The sequence below is a fragment of the Streptomyces sp. NPDC047853 genome, from assembly GCF_043204535.1.
Classification (GTDB): domain Bacteria; phylum Actinomycetota; class Actinomycetes; order Streptomycetales; family Streptomycetaceae; genus Streptomyces.
Genome location: NZ_JBIDCI010000020.1, coordinates 38,110 through 55,841, shown reverse-complemented (window position 1 = coordinate 55,841; position 17,732 = coordinate 38,110). Strand labels below are relative to the sequence as shown.

The window sequence follows — 17,732 nt, the reverse complement described above, 5'->3', positions numbered from 1 at the left end:
CCGCCGCTGTGCTTTCAGTGGGTCCTGATGTCGACGATCCGCCACTGGTCCTCCTCCCATCGCGCGGTGACCGTGAGTTGAGCCGCCGCGGAGGTGGTGCCGTCCTTGCCGCGGTGGGAGATCTGGTCGAGGAAGACCAGGAGCCGCGCCCGGTCGCCGTCGAGTTCGATCACTCCGGTGCGTACGGGCTGGGTGCTCAGGGTGACGCGCTGCTCGGCGAGGTCGGCGCGGATCCGTTCCATCAGGTCGGCGTACTGCCGGGCCGCCCGTCCGCCGAGGACGGTGCGTGCGGAACGCTCGGTCGCCTCGACACCGTCCGGTGTGTACGAGAAGACGCGGGCGAGGGCGTTGCCCACGTCTCCGGCCACCCGCGCACTCGCCGCGGTGTCGGTCAGCGCCGCGTTCTCGGCCGAGGGGGTGGACCGGAACTGGTGCGCGCCGTAGAAGAAGCCGCAGCCGGCGAGGAGGAGGGCGACGGCGCCCACCACGGGTGCGGCCCTGCGGAGCCGGCCCCGCCGAGGGCCACGGCGTCCCGTGGGCGGCGCCCCGGGGTCCTCGTCCCGCTCGGCGGCCGTGCCGGCCCCGGTGTCGTCGGCGTCTTCGGCGTCCTCGGTGTCGTCGGCGTCCCGGTCCGGCTCGGCCGCTGTGCCGGCCCCGGCCTTCACGGCGTCCCGGTCCGGCTCGGCCACCGTGTCGTCGTCGGGCCGTTCGCCCGCGTCCCCGGAAGCCACGTCCGCCTCGCCGCGGGGTGACGAGGGCTCGCCGGCGGCGGAGTCCCGCGCCCGCCTGATGTGCAGCAGCCGTGTCATCGGCCCTCCTCCTCCTCAGCCGTCCGCGCGAGCGGTATCGCGCTCAGTGCCTTGACCTTCCACTCGCCCGGACCCGTGCGGGCCAGGACCGCTTCCAGGCGTTTGCGGTCCGTGCTCGCCCGGGCGGCTCCGGCGGGCGTGACCTCGACGCGCACCGTCGCGATGAGCTTGGCGGTGCCGGCGCGCGTGTCGAGGGCCGTGAGGGCCGCCTCCGTGACCGTGCCCCGGGCCGAGGCGCCCTTCTCCGGTTTCGTGCGCCCGAGTTCGGCGCGCAGCGGGCCGGTCGCGGCGGTGCGCCAGGCCCGGATGCCCTCCTGGGCATGCGCCCGCGAGGAGGCGTCCAGCGTGTGGAGGACGGAGAGGCGCTCGCGTCCGTCGGCGAGCGCTTCGTCGCGTTCACGACCGTAGGCGAGCGAGTCGTCGCCGCGTGCCTGCGCGTAGGTCCACGCGCCGGCGCCGCAGAAGGCCAGGGACAGCGCCAGGGCCGCGCCGACGGCGATCCGGGCCCGCCTCACCGGCCGTCCTCCGCGTCGGCTCCGAGCAGCCCGGCCAGATCCGGGGCCGCGGCTCCGCCCACGTCCGGCAGCGCGAGGGCGCCCGGCAGCGGCCCTGCGGCGGACGTGCCCGTGGACGCCGACGGTTTGCCGCTGCCGGAGGGCAGGGAGCCGGGCCTGGCGGGTTCGGGTACCGGGCCGCCGCGGGGGGCGTTGGCCGAACCGCGCACGTTGACGCCGCTGCCGGGTGGGGCGGTGCAGGAGGCGCCGGTGTTGAGGGCAGGGGCCGTCCCCAGGTCCAGGCCGTTGCGGTAGCGGGTGCCGCCGTATCCGGCGGTGCACGGCAGGGGCTTGAAGAAGGTGACGGCCAGGCCCAGCTTCATCGTTCCTCCGTCGACGGCGGTGGCACCGGCGGAGACGGCCGCCGGGTACTTGACGAGCAGCTCCTCGATGCCGCGCTGCCGGGTGACGGCCACCTCCGAGGTGGTCAGGAGGTTGGCGAGCACGACGCCGAGACTGGGGTCGAGGTCCCTGAGGAGACCGCTGACCTGGGTCGCCGCGCCCGGGGTGACGGTGAGCAGGCGCCGCAGGTCCGCGTCGGAGCCCTTGAGGGCGCGGGCCAGCTCCGTCGCGCCGTCGGCGAAGCCGCGGATCGCCTCCGCCTCCTCGGCCTGGGTGCGCAGCACGGTCTCACCGTCGGTGAGCAGGCGCGTGGTGGAGGGCAGCGCCCTGTCGGCGGCCTCGACGAAGGCGCTGCCGTTGTCCAGCAGCGCCTGGAGGTCGTCGCCGTGTCCCTCGAAGGTCTTGCCGAACTCGTCGACGACCGTGCGCAGATCCTCCAGCGGCACCGAACGGGTGAGCGCGTCGACGCTGGTGAGGACGTCGGTGACGGGTGCGGGCACCTCCGTGTCGGGCAGCTCGATGCGGGTGCCGTCCGCCAGGTAGGGGCCCGAGTCGCTCTCGGGTTGCAGGTCGATGTACTGCTCGCCGACCGCGGAGAGCCCGGCCACGACGGCGCGTGTGTCGGCGGGGATGGAGGGGGCGGACTTCTTGATGCGCAGATGGGCGACCACGCCGTCGGCGGTGAGGTCGATCGGCCCGACCCGGCCCACCGACACGCCCCGGTAGGTGACGTCGGAGTGGGTGAACAGCCCTCCGGTGCGCGGAAGTTCGACGTCCACGGTGTAGTAGTCGGCGGCGCCTACGTACCGGCCGAGGTCCGCGTAGCGGATGCCGACGAAGCCGAGGACGAGGACGGCGATGACCAGGAAGGCGAGGTTCTTGAGCCGTACGGCGAGGGTGATCATCGCTGTGCCCCTCCGTTCTGGGACGGCGTCGGCACGGAGGGCAGGGGCAGGGGCGCGGAGGGGGTGGACTCGCTCGCGGCGCGGCGCTCGCTCTGCGGGGAGGCAGAGGGCGAGGGTGTGCTCCGGGGCACCAGCGGCGGGATGACCTGGGTGCCGGGGGCGGCCGTCATGTTCAGGTACACGTTGAGGTAGTCGCCCTTCACCCCGTTCAGCACCTCGTCGGTGAAGGGGTACGTCAGCAGCACCTCCAGGGAGTCGGGGAGGTCGGTGCCCGCGTCGGCGAGTGCCTTGAGGGTGGGCGCGATGGCTTTGAGGTCGGCGACCATGTCGTCCTTGCTCGCTTCCACGGTGGAGACGGCGACCCCGGAGAGCGTGTCCAGGGAGCGCAGCATGGTGAGCAGGGAGCCGCGCTGTTCGTGCAGGGTCTTCAGCCCGGGTGAGAGGTCGGTCAGGACGGTCCGCACGTCGTCCTTGCGGCCGGCCAGGGTGGAGGACAGGCGGTTGACGGCGTCCAGGGCGTCGGTGATGTCTCCCCGGTGGTCGTCGAGGTTGCCCACCAGCTTCTCGACGCGTTCGAGCATCGAGCGGACCTCGCCCTCGCGACCGCCGAGGGCCTTGTTCAGCTCCTGGGTGATGGTCTTGAGCTGGTTGACGCCGCCGCCGTTGAGGAGCAGGGACAGCGCGCCGAACACCTCCTCGACCTCGGTGTTGCGGCCGGTGCGGGCCAGCGGGATGACGGCGCCGTCGGCGAGCCGGGCCGCGGCGGCCGACGTGCCGGGCGCGCTGAGCTGGACGTACTTCTCGCCGAGCAGGCTGGACTGTTCGAGGCGGGCCGTGGCGTCGGCCGGCAGCCGTACGTCTCCGTTGATCTCCATGGTGACGCGGGCCGTCCAGGCGTCACCGTCGAGCCGGATGGCGGTGACCCGGCCGACCGCGACGTCGTTGACCTTGACCGCGGCCTGCGGCACGAGGCTGAGGACGTCGTCGAGTTCGGCGCTGACGGTGTACGGGTGGGAGCCGAGGTCGGCACCGCCCGGCAGGGGCAGGTCCTCGATGCCGCCGAAGCTCGGGGCCGTGGCGGAGAACGCGCCGAGGGCCAGGGCGAAGCCGAGTCCGAGGGCGAGGAGTCCGCCCAGTCCGGCGCCGACGGCCGTGGTGGTCGTGAGCGCTCCCCGCTTCACCGTGCCGTGGACCTCGACGCGGTCGGCCCGCTCGGTCTCCACCTGGTCCTCGCCCGGCGCCTCCACCGGGTCGCTCCCCCGGCCCCGGCGTCCCACGACGCGCTTCATCGGGCCCCCTCCCCCGAGTTCGCCGCGCCTCCGGTGACCGGCAGGGGCAGCAGGGGGCCGCCCATGCTGATCTCGTTGAGGTTGGCGCGGCCGTCGAGCATGCCGGTGCCGGTGTCGTAGGCGTTCACCACGTTGCCCGCGGCGAGCGGGGCGACGTCCAGGGCCTCTGCCAGGGACGCGCGCCGCCGGACGAGGGTCTCGGTGATCGGCACGAGCTTGTCGACGTTCTTCTTCAGCTCGCCCCGGTTGTCCTGGATGAAGGTCTTCACCTGGGCGAGGGCGGTACCGAGTTCCTCCAGGGCACCGGCCAGGTCGTCCTTGTTGTCGGCGAAGAAGCCCACGACGGTGTCCAGGCGCTCCTGGGCGGTGCGCACGTCGGTGTCCTTGTCCTTCAGCATGGTGGTGAAGGTCTGCAGGCTGCCCAGGGTGGCGAACAGGTCGTCGCTGGAGCCGTCGAGGGTCTTGGCGGCCTTGCCGAACTCCTCGATGCCGTCGCCGATCGCCGCGCCGTTGCCGTCGAGGTTGGCGGCGCCGGTCTTCAGCAGTTCGGACAGGGCGCCGGAGGAGTTGGCGCCCTCGGGCCCGAGGGCCTCGCTGAGGTCGGTGAGGGAGGCGTAGAGCTGGTCGATCTCGACGGGGGTGCGGTTGCGCGAGGCGGGCAGCACGGCGCCGTCGGCGAGGGCCCGTCCGGAGCGGTAGGCCGGGGTGAGCTGCACGTAGCGGTCGGCCACGACGCTGGGTGCGACGACCACGGCGCGTGCCGAGGCGGGGACCTGGACGCCCTCGTCGAGGGCGAGTTCGACCCGCACCCGGGTGCCCTGGGGCTCCACGGACTCCACCTCGCCGACACGGACGCCGAGGATGCGCAGGTCGGAGCCGGCGTAGATGCCGACGGCGCGGTCGAAGTAGGCGGTGACGCGGGTGCCGTCGTCGTCGAGGGCCCGGACCGTGGCCAGGCCGGCGGCGACCACGGCGAGGGCGATCGCTGCCGACAGGAGTCTTCTGCGTCTGCTCATCGCTCACCGCTCCCCGGGGCCGCCGCCTGCTGCTTCGGCGGCATGCACCCGTTCGTGGGCTGGGACTGTGCGGGCAGGTAGTCGCGGGGCACGACCCCGCAGAGGTAGCTGTCGAACCAGTGGCCGTTGCCCAGGGTGTTGCCGACCAGGCGGTAGTAGGGGCCGACCAGTGCGAGCGTCCGGTCCAGCTGCGTGCCGTTCTTCTCCAGGACGGTCGTGACCCGGCCGAGCGCCTTGAGGGTGGGCTCCAGTTGCTTGTCGTTGTCCTCGACCAGGCCGCCGAGTTCGGTGCCCAGGTCGCGGCTGCCGTCGAGGAGGGCGTCGATGGCGTCGCGGCGGTCGCGCAGCTCGCCGAGGAGCGGTCCCGCGTCCTCGATGAGGGTCTCGAAGCTGGACTTCTTGGTCTCCAGCGTCTTGGTGAACCGGGCACTGCCCTTGAGCAGTTCGGACAGTTCACGGTCGCGCTTGGACACGGACTTCGACAGGTCGGACAGGCCGGTGGCCGCCTTGCGGACGTGCGGTGGCGACTTCTCGAAGGTCTGGGAGATGGTCTCGAAACTCTCGGCGAGCCGCTGGGTGTCGATGGCGTCGACGGTGCCGCTGAGGTCCTGGAACGCCTGGGTGACGTCGTAGGGGGAGGTGGTGCGGGTCCGCGGGATGCGGGCGCCGGGGTCCTGCCGTCCCGAACCGAGGGGGTCGAGGGCCAGGTACTTGTCGCCGAGCAGCGTCTTGATGGCGATGGCGGCGGTGGTGCGGTCGCCGATCCAGGCGTCCTCGACCTCGAAGGTCACCTTCACCCGGTCGCCGTCGAGGGCGACGGAGGTGACCTCGCCGACCTTGACCCCGGCGACGCGCACCTCGTCGCCGTCGTCGAGGCCGGCCGCCTCGGTGAAGTCGGCGGTGTAGGTGGTGCCGCCGCCGGTCAGGGAGAGCCGGTCGGCGTTGTAGGCGAAGACGGTGAGCAGCGCCAGCAGCAGCAGACCGACGATCGCCACGGTGACGGGGTTGCGGTCCTTGACCGGCTTCAGGCGGGGTGCTCGGGGGCGGCGGGCCGTGGCCCGGCTCCCGGCGCCTCGGTCGGGGCGCGTCAGGGTGCTCATGCGCCGCACCTCGCTTCGGTGACCGCGATGCCGGTCGGCGCGTCCTCGCCGGTGGAGGTGGTCACGGGGCCCACACGCGCCTCGCACAGATAGAGGTTGAACCAGGAGCCGTACGAGGACAGGCGGCCGAGCGCGGTCATCTTGGCGGGGGTCCGGGCGAGGAAGTCCTCGATCTGCGGGGTGGCGTCGCCGAGGTTGCCGGAGAGCCGGCCCAGTTCGCGGATGTCCTGCTTGAGCGGTGCCCGACCCTCCTCGAGGAGGTCGGCGGTCACGGTGGTCAGGTCGCCCATGGCCGCGACGGCCTTGCCGAGCGGTTTGCGGTCCCCGTTGAAACCGGTGACGAGCTTCTGGAGGGTGTCCACGAGGTCGTCGAAGTCGGCCTCGCGGTCGTTGAGGGTGGTCAGGACCGTGTTGAGGTTCTTCACCACCTCGCCGATGACCTTGTCCTTGGCGGCGACCGTCGTGCTGACGGAGCCGATGTGCCGGATGAGGCTGTCGACGGTGCCGCCCTCGCCCTGGAGGACCTGGACGATGGAGCCGGCCAGCTCGTTGACGTCCTTCGGGGACAGACCCTCGAAGAGCGGCTTGAACCCGTTGAACAGCAGGGTCAGGTCGAGCGCGGGGGTGGTGCGGTCCAGCGGGATCGTGTCGCCGGCGTCGAGTGTCCCGGTGAGGTCGCCGCTGCCCCGGTCGAGGGCGATGTAGCGCTGCCCGACCATGTTGAGGTACTTCACCGCGGCGGTCGTCGAGCGGGGCAGCGTGCGGTCGTCGCGGACGCTGAAGGTGACCTGGGCGGTCCGCCGGTCGACGACGCGGACGTCGGTGACCTCGCCGACCTCGACGCCCGAGATGCGCACGCTGTCGCCGTCGGTGACGCCGGTGGCGTCGGTGAACAGCGCTCGGTAGGAGAGGCTGTCGTCGTCGACGCCGGTGCCGGAGACGCTCAGGCCGAGGACGGTCGTGGCCAGTGCGGTGACGACGAGGAAGGCGAGGGACTTCAGCAGTGGTCCGGTCAGTGGACGGCGCCGGGTGGGGGCGGAGCGGGCGGACGTCATCGCAGGGTCACCTCCGTGCCGCGCAGCGCCGGGCCCGCCAGGAGGCTGCTCCACTCGGGGAGGTCGGCGGGGGCCTTGCCGGTGGCGGGCGCGAGGAGTTCGTTGACGAGGTCGTTCTCCTGCGGGGAGTTGGCGGGGCCGAGGTCCTGGCCGGCCGACGCGGGCACCTGGGCCGCGGGCTTCGCGGAGACCCCCAGGTAGGGCACGGGGTAGCAGCGGGGGCCGCCGCCGGCGTCGTAGGAGGGGGTGTCGCTGCCGGGCCGGTAAGCGCCGCGGGAGGTCACGGTGGTGACGTCGACCCGCAGGCCGGGCCGGTCGGTGCCCTTGCCGAGGGCCTTGTCCATGGCCGGGACGAAGTCGGCGAGGGTGCGCAGGGTGCAGGGAAAGGCGGAGGAGTACTCGGCGAGGAGCTCCAGGGTCGGCCGGGAGGACGCGGAGAGCCGGATGATGTTGTCCCGGTTCTGCCGGAGGAAGGCGGTGACGTCCTCGGCCGTGCCGGTGGTGGCACCGAGGGTGCCGGCCAGCTCGCTCTCCTTCTCGGCCAGGGTGCCACTGGTGGTGGTGAAGTCGGTGAGGGCCGTGATGATGTCGGGCGCGGAGTCGGCGTACACGTGACTGACCTTCACCAGCTCTTTCAGGTCGCGGTTGAGGGTGGGCAGTTGGGGGTTGAACTCCCGCAGGTGGGAGTCGAGGAGGCTGAGGGTCTCCCCGAGCCGGTCGCCACGTCCCTCGAGTGCCTGGGAGACGGCGGAGAGGGTGGCCGAGAGCTTCTGCGGCTGGACCGCGGTGAGCATGGGCAGGACGTCGTCCAGCACCTGCTGGAGTTCCACGGCGCTCTCCGAGCGGTCCTGCGGGATGACGGCGCCGGCGGCCAGCGGCTGCGGTGAGGGCGCGGCGGGGGGCACCAGGGCGACGAAGCGCTCGCCGAAGAGGGTGGTGGGCAGCATCTGGGCGCGTACGTCGGCCGGGATGTCGTCGAGGGCGCCGGGTCGCAGGGCGAGGGTGAGCCGGGCGCCGTCGTCGGTGGCGTCGATCTCGCGGACCTCGCCGACGACGACACCGCGCAGCTTCACCTCGGCGCCCAGGTGCATCTCGTTGCCGACGCTCGCGGCCTCCACGACCACCGGGTCGGAGTCCGTGAACTTCTTCTGGTAGACGGCGATGGCGAGCCACACCAGCAGGGCGGGGACCACGAGGAACACCACGCCCGCGAGGCGGCGGCGCGCGGTGGCGCCCCGTGCCGTGTTCGCTGCGGTCATCTCAGCCCGCCACCTTCACGGTCGTGGTGGCGCCCCACAGGGCCAGCGACAGGAAGAAGTCGGTGACGCTGATCAGCACGATGGCGTTGCGCACCGACCGGCCGACGGCCGTGCCGACGCCGGCCGGGCCGCCGGTGGCGCGGTAGCCGTAGTAGCAGTGGGCGACGATCACCATCACGCTGAAGATGAACACCTTCAGGACGGACAGCAGCACGTCCGTGGGTGAGAGGAACAGGTTGAAGTAGTGGTCGTAGGTGCCCCGGGACTGGCCGTTGAAGAGGACCGTGACGTACCGGGAGGCCAGGTAGGAGGAGACCAGCCCGATGGCGTACAGGGGGATGATGGCGACGACGCCGGCGATGATGCGGGTGGTGACCAGGTAGGGCAGGGAGCGGATGCCCATGCCTTCGAGAGCGTCGACCTCCTCGTTGATGCGCATGGCGCCGAGTTGGGCGGTGAAGCCGGCGCCCACGGTCGCGGACAGGGCGAGTCCGGCGACGAGCGGCGCGATCTCGCGGGTGTTGAAGTAGGCGGAGACGAAGCCGGTGAAGGCAGCGGTGCCGATCTGGTCGAGGGCCGCGTAGCCCTGGAGGCCGACGACGGTGCCCGTGAACAGGGTCATCGCGATCATCACGCCGACGGTGCCGCCGACGACCCCGAGGCCACCGGTGCCGAAGGCGACCTCGGCGAGGAGCCGCTGCACCTCCTTGAGGTAGCGGTGCAGGGTCCGCGGGATCCACAGCAGGGAGCGGACGTAGAACAGGAGTTGGTCGCCGGAGCGGTCGAGCCAGACGAGCGGGGAGGCCACGGTCCTCAGCCTCCCTTCGGCGGGACGAGTTGGAGGTAGACGCCCGTCATCACCATGTTGACGAAGAACAGCAGCAGGAAGGTGATGACGACGGACTGGTTGACCGCGTCGCCGACGCCCTTGGGGCCGCCGCGCGGGTTCAGGCCCCGGTAGGCGGCGACGACGCCCGCGATGAACCCGAAGACCAGGGCCTTGAGTTCGCTGACGTACAGGTCGGGCAGCTGGGCGAGGGCGGAGAAGCTGGAGAGGTAGGCGCCGGGGGTGCCGTCCTGGAGGAAGACGTTGAAGACGTAGCCGCCGAGGATGCCGACCACGGAGACCAGGCCGTTGAGCAGGACCGCGACGCCCATGGTGGCCAGGACCCGGGGGACCACCAGGCGCTGCACCGGCGAGACGCCCATGACCTCCATGGCGTCCAGCTCCTCGCGGATGGTGCGCGAGCCGAGGTCGGCGCAGATGGCGGAGCCGGCCGCGCCCGCGATCAGCAGGGCGACGATCAGGGGGCTGGCCTGCTGCACGACGGCCAGTACGCTGGCGCCGCCGGTGAAGGACTGGGCGCCGAGCTGCTGGGTGAGCGAGCCGACCTGGAGGGCGATCACGGCGCCGAAGGGGATCGAGACCAGGGCCGCGGGCAGGATCGTGACGCTGGCGATGAACCAGAACTGCTCCACGAACTCCCGGAACTGGAACGGCCGCCGGAAGATCGCCCGGGCCACCTCGGCGGCGAGCGCGAAGAGCCGACCGGTCTGCCGCAGGGCACCGGTGATCATGCGCCGCTCCCGGTGGCCGGCATCCGGAGCGTCGGGGCGGTGGCGCCGGGTGTGCCGGTCGCGGTGGGCCCGGTGGCCGCGGGGGTCGCGTAGGTGCGTTCGATGGCGGTGCGGGCGGCGGGCGGCAGCCTGTCGAGCATGCCCAGCACCCGCTCCCGGCGCCGGGTGACGGCGCGGCGCGGCGGGAGCCCGGGGGACGGTTCCAGCTGGGGGGTGATCTCCCGGGGGCCGTCGGCGCCGCGCGGTCCGGCGGCCTCGGCGGCGAGGGTGGCGGCGTCCTTCTCCTCCGACATCCCGATCGGCCCCTCGCGGCGGCCGGCCAGGAACTGGGCCACGACCGGCTCCTCGCTGGTGAGGAGCACCTCGCGCGGGCCGAAGGTGACCAGTTCGCGCCGGAAGAGCATGCCCATGTTGTCGGGGACCGTGGCGGCGATGTCGAGGTTGTGGGTGACGATCAGCATCGTCGCGTCGATCTGCGCGTTCAGATCGATCAGGAGCTGGGACAGGTAGGCGGTGCGGACGGGGTCGAGTCCGGAGTCGGGTTCGTCGCACAGGATGATCTGCGGGTCGAGCACGAGCGCGCGGGCGAGTCCGGCCCGCTTGCGCATGCCGCCGCTGATCTCTCCGGGCAACTTGCCCTCGGCGCCCAGCAGACCGACGACCTCGATCCGCTCCATGACGATGCGGCGGATCTCCGCCTCTCTCTTCCGGGTGTGCTCGCGCAACGGAAAGGCGATGTTGTCGAAGAGGGACATGGAACCGAAAAGGGCGCCGTCCTGGAACATGAGCCCGAATTTCTTGCGGGTCTCGTAGATATCGCGCTCCGGGCTGTTCACCATGTCGACGCCGTCGATGAGGACACGGCCGCGCTCCGGTTTCAGCAGTCCGATGAGCGACTTGAGGAACACCGTCTTTCCGGTGCCGGACGGACCGAGCATGACGCTCACCTCTCCGGCCGGCAGGGTGAGGCTCACGTCCTGCCAGATCTTCTGCCTGCCGAAGGACTTGGTGAGGCCCTCGACCACTACTTCGATTCCCATATCACCTCCAAAGCAGGTGAGAGCGGTGCGTGCCGCGGAGCGCACGCCGAGTCGCTGCGCGGTGTGCTGACAACCGGTGGGATGCCGGCCTCCTCGCCTTTGTCACTGCGTGGACAAGTCGCGTCCGGCGCTTTGTCCGCCGGGTGCGGGGCAGGGTCGCGCGGCTCCGGGAGGGAGGAGCTCCGCGCGGCCCTGCCGACGGATGTCCGCCCCTGAAGGAGGGCAAGGCCGGAATACATCCATCGCGCCTCCTCGGCATGGGGGGGCACCCACCAGGAGATCAGCGCCGTGCCCGGCACGCTACGGCTGAGTAACCTGAGCGGGCAAGAGGAGGATCCGACTTTCCCGAAGGATTCGGTTGACCCATCGCACGTTTGTCAGCGCGGCGACAAATACGCGCCTTCTTCTTGTCACTCGGTGAGTACGGCGAGGCCGGCCGGAGCCCGTGGACCGTCCCCCACCTCCCCCGGAGCGGACCGGCTGCGAACCGTGCGCAGGCGCCTTACTTAGCAGCGGATGACTATGCCGGGCTCCGGACCGCTCACTTGAGGAACAGATATTTACCGTTCTCCAAAGAATCATGACCGACGCCATTGTTCGCCTAAGTTTCCCGCAAGTAACGTCGTGGCTCGCGGTCGATGATTTCCGGGCCGCACTGCGCCCGTCCCCACTCCACAGGTACGGGCGAGATCCCTCTCTGCCGGTCAATCCACAAGGGAGTCCCCACGTCATGAAGAAGTCCCTGTCAAGAATTGCCGTCGTGGCGGGCGCGGGTGTTGCCGCCTTCGCCATGACCGTCGCCCCCGCCTCGGCCGTCCCGTCGACGGTCTGGACCGTCACCCCGTCGCCGGCCAACTTCTCGGCGACCAACAGCGGGAACATCGTCCTGACCGCCAACATCCCGATGACGTGTACGACGTCCAGCGCCTCGGGCACCATGGCGAGCGCCACCGGCAACCCGGCGACCGTGGCCAGCATCAACGCCATCAACTTCGGCACCAGCGGCGCGCCGTGCACCAGCGTCCTGGGCAACGTCACGACCGTCGCGACCACGCCCTGGACCGTCGTCGCCCAGGACTACACCGCGGCCACCGGTGTGACCAAGGGCTACGTCGGCAACGTCAAGGCCAAGGTCACCGCCGGCGCCTGCGTGTTCAACGTGCAGGGCAAGGCCACCGCCACCTACACCAACTCGACCGGCATCCTCGCGGTCGCGAGTGTCAGCGGCGACCTGGTCGTCACCTCGGCCACCGGTTGCGGCTCCGTGGTCACCACCGCCACCAAGCCCACCTTCAAGGGCAACTACGCGGTCAAGGTCACGGGCACCAGCACCATCCCGAAGATCGTCGGGTCCAACCCGTAAGCAGGAGGGCGGCTCGCCGCCCGGCCGGTGATCCCGGCCGGACGTGCGGGCCGCCGGCACGCCGCGGCCGCCACCGGCCGTGCGGACCGTGGAACGACCCGAGCGGAGTGAGAGATGACAGGCCCCCGTACCGCCGTCCGACGGACGGTCCGCAGCCGCGCCCGCAGCGCGGCGATCGCCGCGTTCGTCGTGCTGGCGGCCACCGTGCCCGCGGCGGCGGGGGCGGTCGGTACGCAGGAGGTCGATGCCGCGCTGCCGTACACGTGCCTGTTCCCCTCCGGGCAGCAGCCCGCGACGGTCGAGGTCTCGGCGGTCTTCCCCGAGCGGGTGGCGCCCGGGGAACCGATCGAGCCCTCGGACGTGACCACGACCGTCGAGCTGCCGGAGCCGGCGGTGGCGGACCTCACGGCGCTGGGCGCTTCCGGCGTACGGGCCGCGACCCGGCTCTCGGTCGGCGTGGCGCAGGGCGAGGCCACCGCCGAGGCGACGTGGCGCGGCGGCACGGAGCCCACACAACTGACCGCGACCGGACCGCTGACGCTGACCGCGACGGGGGACGTGCCCTCGGTGACCGGCCAGGGGGCGGGCGAACTGACCATGACCGCCGGTGGCTTCGCCCTGGACCTGGCCCTGACCACACCGGACGGCGGCTCCACCGATCCCGCCTCGGTGACCGTCGACTGCACCCTCGCCGACGAGGCTCCGGACGGCGGACGGCTGGCCACCGTCCAGGTCGGCACGGACGAGGAAGGACCTACGGGCACCCCCAGCGGATCGCCTTCCGGGGCCCCCTCCGCCTCCGGGACGCCGGGAGAACCGACGGACGAACCGGCGGAGCGCCAGGGCGAACGCGCCCCGAAGGTCGCCGAGCCCGCGCCGGACGGCGCCGCCGCCGCCGAACGGAAGGCACCGCCCTGCAAGTACGACGACAAGTACCCGGCCGGCCCGATGTCCCTGAACGCCTACATCACCGGCTACTCGAACGTGAACAAGCTCGACGGTGCCGCGCTGGTCCCGCCGTTCTGCACGCTCATCACCCAGGGCGAGCCCGAGTTCGAGTTCTTCCCGGACTTCAGCGGCGCCTACATCAGGCAGCACTCCACCGCGGACCTGTACTACCAGCAGCGCAAGGAGACCCCGCCCTTCCAGGCGACCTTCCTCACCTTCGACTTCACTCCGACCACCGCCACGATGGTGCTGGAGCAGACGGGTCCGATGACCATCGACTCGAACGGCACCACCGACTTCCTCTTCACCAGCACGGACACCTACGTCCGCGCACCGGTCGTGCTGCGTGTGACGTCCCTGAAGGTGAACGGAACCCCGCTGGACGTGGGGACCGGGTGCCGGACGAGGACGTCCCTCGTCTCACCGGAACCGGACCCGGAGAAGTTCCCCGGCGACCACCTGGTCCTGCACGGCCGGGGCGAACAGGTCACCGGCGAACCCGCCACCGGCTACCTGCTGCTCTCCGGCGGTCCGCTGACCGGCGAGGTCACCATCCCGGCGTTCACGGGCTGCGGCACCGCGGAGGGCGAGAACCTCGACCGCCTGCTGACGGCCTCCGTCTCGGGCCCCGGCAACTACGTCAAGCAGATCCAGGGGCAGGCCTGTTACGTCTGGGCCGAGGAGCCCAACCCGGACGAGTGCACCCCCGACCGGCAGCCCCTGGAGATCCCGGTGGCCGAGCGCTGACCGCCCTCGCGCCGTACCGCCCCGTCCCCCCGGATCCGTCCGCACCCTTTCACGTACGGCTCCGCCCGCACCCTCCCATCCCCTGACACGGAAGGCCTCATCATGCGGTTCTCCCTCGGCGCCAGAGTCGCCACCACCGCCACCGCCCTCGGCACCGCCCTCGGCGCCTTCGCCTCCATGGGCACCGCGACCGCGGCGGCGGCCGCCGTGCCCAACGGCGAGTGGGCGCCCTTCACCCGCTGTCCCGTGGACGCTCCGGCGATGCTGGCCGCCGACGGTCTGGCCCGCACCCCGCAGTGTGTGGTCTCCACCTCGCCGAGCGGCTCCATCAAGCTGGGCAAGACCACCGTGACCACGGGCAGGACCAACCTCCAGATCGGCGTCGTCCAGAACTCCGACGGGACCAGCACCGTGGTGGCTCCCGCGGGCGGTGCCCTGGTCGCCGACTCCGCGACCGTCCCCGGCGGGCTGCTGGGGCTGATGTGCCCGAGCAACATCCCGGCGATCACGGCCATCTGCGAGCAGCTCAGCAACAGCACGCTCAACAAGATCACGGCGACGGTGGAGTCCGTGGGTGCCCCCTACGACTTCGACCAGACCGCCGGCATCCTGACCGACCAGCCGATCGTCGCCATCCCGGTCCGCATCCACCTGGAGAACCCGTTCCTCGGCAGCAAGTGCTACATCGGCACCGCGGCCAAGCCGATCGTGCTGCGCCCGGAGAACCGGCAGTTCCCCGAGTTCGGCATGTCGTTCTTCCGCGGTGACGGCACGGTCGCCGAGGACGGCGAGATGAGCCGCATCAACCTCACCGGGGCCACGCAGAACGACAGCTCCTTCGCCGTGCCCGGTGCCAGCGGCTGCGGGCTGGGTCTGTTCGGTCTGATCGACGCGGCGGTCAACGCCAAGACCGGGCTGCCCTCCGCCGCCGGGAACAACAGCCTGACGCTCAACAACGCCCAGACCCACCTCGCCGGCCTGAACGCCCCCGGCACGGTGGCCCCCGACGCGGGCAAGCACCTCTCGCGGAACTGGCACTCCGCCGTCGAGTAATGGCCGCGGGACGGCGATTCCCAGCCGTACCGGGAGCCCCGCCGCGTCCCACCGCATCTAAATGTGCACAGACTGTGTACGTCCCAACGAACTTGATTTAGCTTCAGCAGCCCAGCCACACATCACGTCAAGTCCGGTCGTGTGCCTCCTTCGTGAAGGACCGGGGCACACGACCGGTGCACCGTGGGCACCGGAGAGCAAGGGACGGCACTCATGCCTTCAACCACGCGGCCGCCGGAAGTCGGTGAACCGCTAGAACCGCTCCCCAAGGAGTTCGCCGCCTTCATGCGGCCCGAGTTACCCGGCCTGATGAAGGAGATCGGCGCCGAGGTCACCCGTGCCTACCCGGTGTACGGGCGGCTGCTCAACGGCCCCAACGCCGACGCCATCCGCCAAGGCGTCGAGCAGGCCCTGTACGCGTTCGTGGACCGCGTCGCCGATCCCGGCAAGAACGCCGCGCTCCGCGACGAACTGCTGCGCAGGTTCGGCCGGGTGGAAGCGTACGAGGGCCGCGAACTGGACACCCTCCAGGGGGCGTACCGGCTCGGCGCACGCATCGCGCTGCGCCGGGCGAGGGCCGTGGGCCAGCAGTACCGGCTCTCCCCCACCCTGATACTCGCCTTCGCCGACGCTCTGTTCGCCTACGTCGAGGAGCTGGAGCAGATCTCCCGCGAGGGGTACGTCGAGGTGCAGTCGCGGGCTTCGTCCGAGGTGCCGGCACTGCGCAGGCGGCTCCTCCACCTGATCCTCACCGGACCACCGCTGCCGCAGGCCCTGTCCGGGCTCTGCGAGGCGGCCGCCTGGCCGCTGCCGGCCGACGTCACCCTGGTGGCCCTGCGCCCGCCGCTCCCCGAGCACCTGCAGGCCGGGCTGGCCGACGACGTCCTCTTCGACCTGGACATCCCCCATCCGCACCTGCTGATACCCGGAGCCCTCACCCCCGAGCGGCTGGCCATGCTCGACGCCGCCCTGGCGGGCGCGCACGCCGTGCTGGGACTGACCGTGCCGCTGGCCCAGGCGGCCGACTCCGTCCGCTGGGCGCGCCGTGTGCTCAAGCTGATCGACGAGGGTGTGGTGGCCGACGCGCCCGTGGTCCGTTGCGAGGACCACCTGGTGACGCTGTGGCTGCTGTCGGACCCGGCGCTCGTGACCCATCTCGCGGCCGCGGAACTGGCCCCCATCGAGCAGCTGCCGGCCAGCCGCCGCGACCGGCTGGTGGAGACCCTGCGCGTGCACGTCTCAACGCGCGCGCCGGCGGAGCAGGTGGGCGAGATGCTGGGCGTGCACGCCCAGACCGTGCGCTACCGCCTGCGGAACCTGGACGCCCTCCTGGGCGACCGCCTCGCCGACCCCGACCACCGCTTCGCCCTGGAGGCCACGCTGCGCGCCCTGCACCTGCTCTCCCGCGAGACCGGGAAGTAGGGGCGGGTCGGGCCGACGGCCACCGGCGCGGCGTCACCCACCCGGTCGGCGGTGACCTGCGTGACGCCGGCGCGGACCGCGGGACCGGGCGTCGCCGTCGAGTGCCGGCCACCTCCCGCACGGAGTCGGCGGGTGGCCGGGCCCCTCGGCAACGAGCACGCAGCCCGGACACTTCACCGGCGGCGCACACCTGCGGCCTGCTCCCTCCCCGGGCGCGATGTACGCCCGCCGGGCGCACATCGTGAGGGCCCCACCGACCGGCCCCTGGCCCTCATGTGCCATACTCAGCGCCGCTCATAGCAATATCGGACCGGGGGGCCGCGCCGCGTGCACGCTGTATCTCTGCAAGCTCCCTATCTGGACACGGCCGCGGACCAGCTCTGCTTCTCGCTGGACCTGACCGAACGGCCCGCGCTGGCCGAACATGAGGTGCTCGTGGGGGGACTGGCCGTACGCATGAGACTGCTCGGTGCCTCGCACCAGGTCTTCGCCGGGCCGGTGCGGGAGACGGTGGCCTGTCTGCCACGGGCCGTGCGGGGGCTGCCCGCCCGGCACACCCGGCAGCTGGCCGGCTGGTCCTACGGCTTCGGCGCCACCACCGCCCGCCTGGGCCCCGACGAGTTCAGCGCGCGGGTGGCGGGGATCCTCGACCGGGTCGCCGACGCCGAGCACAGCCTGTGCGGAGTCTTCCCCGGTTCGCCCGAGGCGGTGACGGCGGTGGTCGTCGAGGCGTCCGCCGAGCCGTCCCCTGCCGGACTGGCGTGGCGCACCTGGCACACCTATCCGCAGGACGGGCACATCGTATCGACCCACACCCGGCTGGAGGCCCGATGAACAGCGCCCGACTCGTCCGCGGAGCGGTGGCGGCCACGCTGGTCGCGCTCCTGCTCTCGGCCTGCTCGAGCGACGGGGACGACGGCGTCCCCCGCTCCTGGATCCGCGACACCTACACCGTCAGCGGGTCCCGGTGGATCGACAAGGACAGTTCCCCGTCCCGGGTCTCCGACGCCATCCACAAGCACCGCAAGGCCCTCGACCGGTCCTCCGGGGGCGGCAAGCGTTTCCTGCGCTACGGCGACGACATGGTGACCGTCTCGCCGTACCGGGGCGGCAGCCTCATCGAGATCGAGGACTACCGCAACGGCTACCGGCGTCACCAGCAGCACCTCGTCAACTGGCCGAACCCGAACAGCCAGAGCTACCGCGGCGGCGGCCCCGGCGAAGGCAAGTGACACCGGCGCGCGCCACCGCC

The 17,732-nt window shown here is 71.8% G+C and carries 17 protein-coding genes; 6 read left to right on the top strand and 11 right to left on the bottom strand.

Going from position 1 to position 17,732, the window contains the following annotated elements; genetic code table 11:
- Positions 1-14 precede the first annotated feature (14 nt).
- From ACGF5T_RS29630 to ACGF5T_RS29580, 11 genes are all read right to left on the bottom strand, one after another.
- Positions 15-809 carry a hypothetical protein gene (locus tag ACGF5T_RS29630; protein ID WP_366767830.1) on the bottom strand — a complete coding sequence of 265 codons (795 nt, stop codon included), beginning with the start codon at positions 807-809 and terminating at the stop codon, positions 15-17.
- The gene (locus ACGF5T_RS29625) at positions 806-1,324 is read right to left on the bottom strand and encodes a hypothetical protein (protein WP_366767831.1); all 519 of its coding nucleotides are present in this window, start codon (positions 1,322-1,324) and stop codon (positions 806-808) included. Before ACGF5T_RS29625 ends, ACGF5T_RS29630 begins: the two co-directional genes overlap by 4 nt.
- A complete protein-coding gene (locus ACGF5T_RS29620) occupies positions 1,321-2,610 on the bottom strand; it encodes an MCE family protein (RefSeq protein WP_366767832.1) in 1,290 nt (429 codons plus the stop codon). The genes ACGF5T_RS29625 and ACGF5T_RS29620 overlap by 4 nt, the downstream gene beginning before the upstream one ends.
- Positions 2,607-3,791, bottom strand: a complete 1,185-nt coding sequence (locus ACGF5T_RS29615; protein ID WP_392889809.1) for an MCE family protein — start codon at positions 3,789-3,791, stop codon at positions 2,607-2,609. Before ACGF5T_RS29615 ends, ACGF5T_RS29620 begins: the two co-directional genes overlap by 4 nt.
- Positions 3,792-3,895: 104 nt before the next feature.
- Positions 3,896-4,915 (bottom strand): MCE family protein, encoded by a 1,020-nt coding sequence (locus ACGF5T_RS29610; protein ID WP_356610350.1) that lies wholly within the window; start codon positions 4,913-4,915, stop codon positions 3,896-3,898.
- Entirely contained in the window at positions 4,912-6,015 is a 1,104-nt protein-coding gene (locus ACGF5T_RS29605; protein ID WP_356610349.1) for an MCE family protein, read from the bottom strand. The genes ACGF5T_RS29610 and ACGF5T_RS29605 overlap by 4 nt, the downstream gene beginning before the upstream one ends.
- Positions 6,012-7,070, bottom strand: coding sequence for an MlaD family protein (locus tag ACGF5T_RS29600; protein WP_356610348.1), 1,059 nt, complete (start codon positions 7,068-7,070; stop codon positions 6,012-6,014). The genes ACGF5T_RS29605 and ACGF5T_RS29600 overlap by 4 nt, the downstream gene beginning before the upstream one ends.
- A complete protein-coding gene (locus ACGF5T_RS29595; RefSeq protein WP_356610347.1) occupies positions 7,067-8,329 on the bottom strand; it encodes an MCE family protein in 1,263 nt (420 codons plus the stop codon). The genes ACGF5T_RS29600 and ACGF5T_RS29595 overlap by 4 nt, the downstream gene beginning before the upstream one ends.
- A 1-nt stretch (position 8,330) precedes the next feature.
- Positions 8,331-9,137 (bottom strand): ABC transporter permease, encoded by an 807-nt coding sequence (locus tag ACGF5T_RS29590; RefSeq protein ID WP_356610346.1) that lies wholly within the window; start codon positions 9,135-9,137, stop codon positions 8,331-8,333.
- Between the two features lie 5 nt (positions 9,138-9,142).
- Positions 9,143-9,907, bottom strand: coding sequence for an ABC transporter permease (locus tag ACGF5T_RS29585; RefSeq protein WP_053141558.1), 765 nt, complete (start codon positions 9,905-9,907; stop codon positions 9,143-9,145).
- Complete coding sequence (locus ACGF5T_RS29580; protein ID WP_356610345.1) at positions 9,904-10,947, bottom strand: ATP-binding cassette domain-containing protein; 1,044 nt, start codon at positions 10,945-10,947, stop codon at positions 9,904-9,906. The genes ACGF5T_RS29585 and ACGF5T_RS29580 overlap by 4 nt, the downstream gene beginning before the upstream one ends.
- Positions 10,948-11,677: 730 nt before the next feature.
- Between ACGF5T_RS29580 and ACGF5T_RS29575 the strand changes: the two genes are divergently transcribed.
- The 6 genes from ACGF5T_RS29575 to ACGF5T_RS29550 all read left to right on the top strand — a co-directional run bounded on the left by ACGF5T_RS29575 (position 11,678) and on the right by ACGF5T_RS29550 (position 17,712).
- Positions 11,678-12,310 (top strand): hypothetical protein, encoded by a 633-nt coding sequence (locus tag ACGF5T_RS29575; RefSeq protein WP_356610344.1) that lies wholly within the window; start codon positions 11,678-11,680, stop codon positions 12,308-12,310.
- Positions 12,311-12,424: 114 nt separating this feature from the next.
- On the top strand, positions 12,425-14,005 hold the full coding sequence (locus ACGF5T_RS29570) for a DUF6801 domain-containing protein (RefSeq protein ID WP_366767834.1): 1,581 nt from the start codon (positions 12,425-12,427) through the stop codon (positions 14,003-14,005).
- A 102-nt stretch (positions 14,006-14,107) separates the two neighbouring features.
- Positions 14,108-15,058, top strand: coding sequence for a hypothetical protein (locus ACGF5T_RS29565; RefSeq protein WP_356610342.1), 951 nt, complete (start codon positions 14,108-14,110; stop codon positions 15,056-15,058).
- A gap of 213 nt (positions 15,059-15,271) precedes the next feature.
- Complete coding sequence (locus ACGF5T_RS29560; protein WP_356610341.1) at positions 15,272-16,480, top strand: helix-turn-helix domain-containing protein; 1,209 nt, start codon at positions 15,272-15,274, stop codon at positions 16,478-16,480.
- 327 nt (positions 16,481-16,807) lie between these two features.
- Entirely contained in the window at positions 16,808-17,314 is a 507-nt protein-coding gene (locus tag ACGF5T_RS29555) for a DUF2617 family protein (protein ID WP_366767835.1), read from the top strand.
- Positions 17,311-17,712, top strand: coding sequence for a DUF4247 domain-containing protein (locus ACGF5T_RS29550; protein WP_356610339.1), 402 nt, complete (start codon positions 17,311-17,313; stop codon positions 17,710-17,712). The genes ACGF5T_RS29555 and ACGF5T_RS29550 overlap by 4 nt, the downstream gene beginning before the upstream one ends.
- Positions 17,713-17,732: the final 20 nt, after the last annotated feature.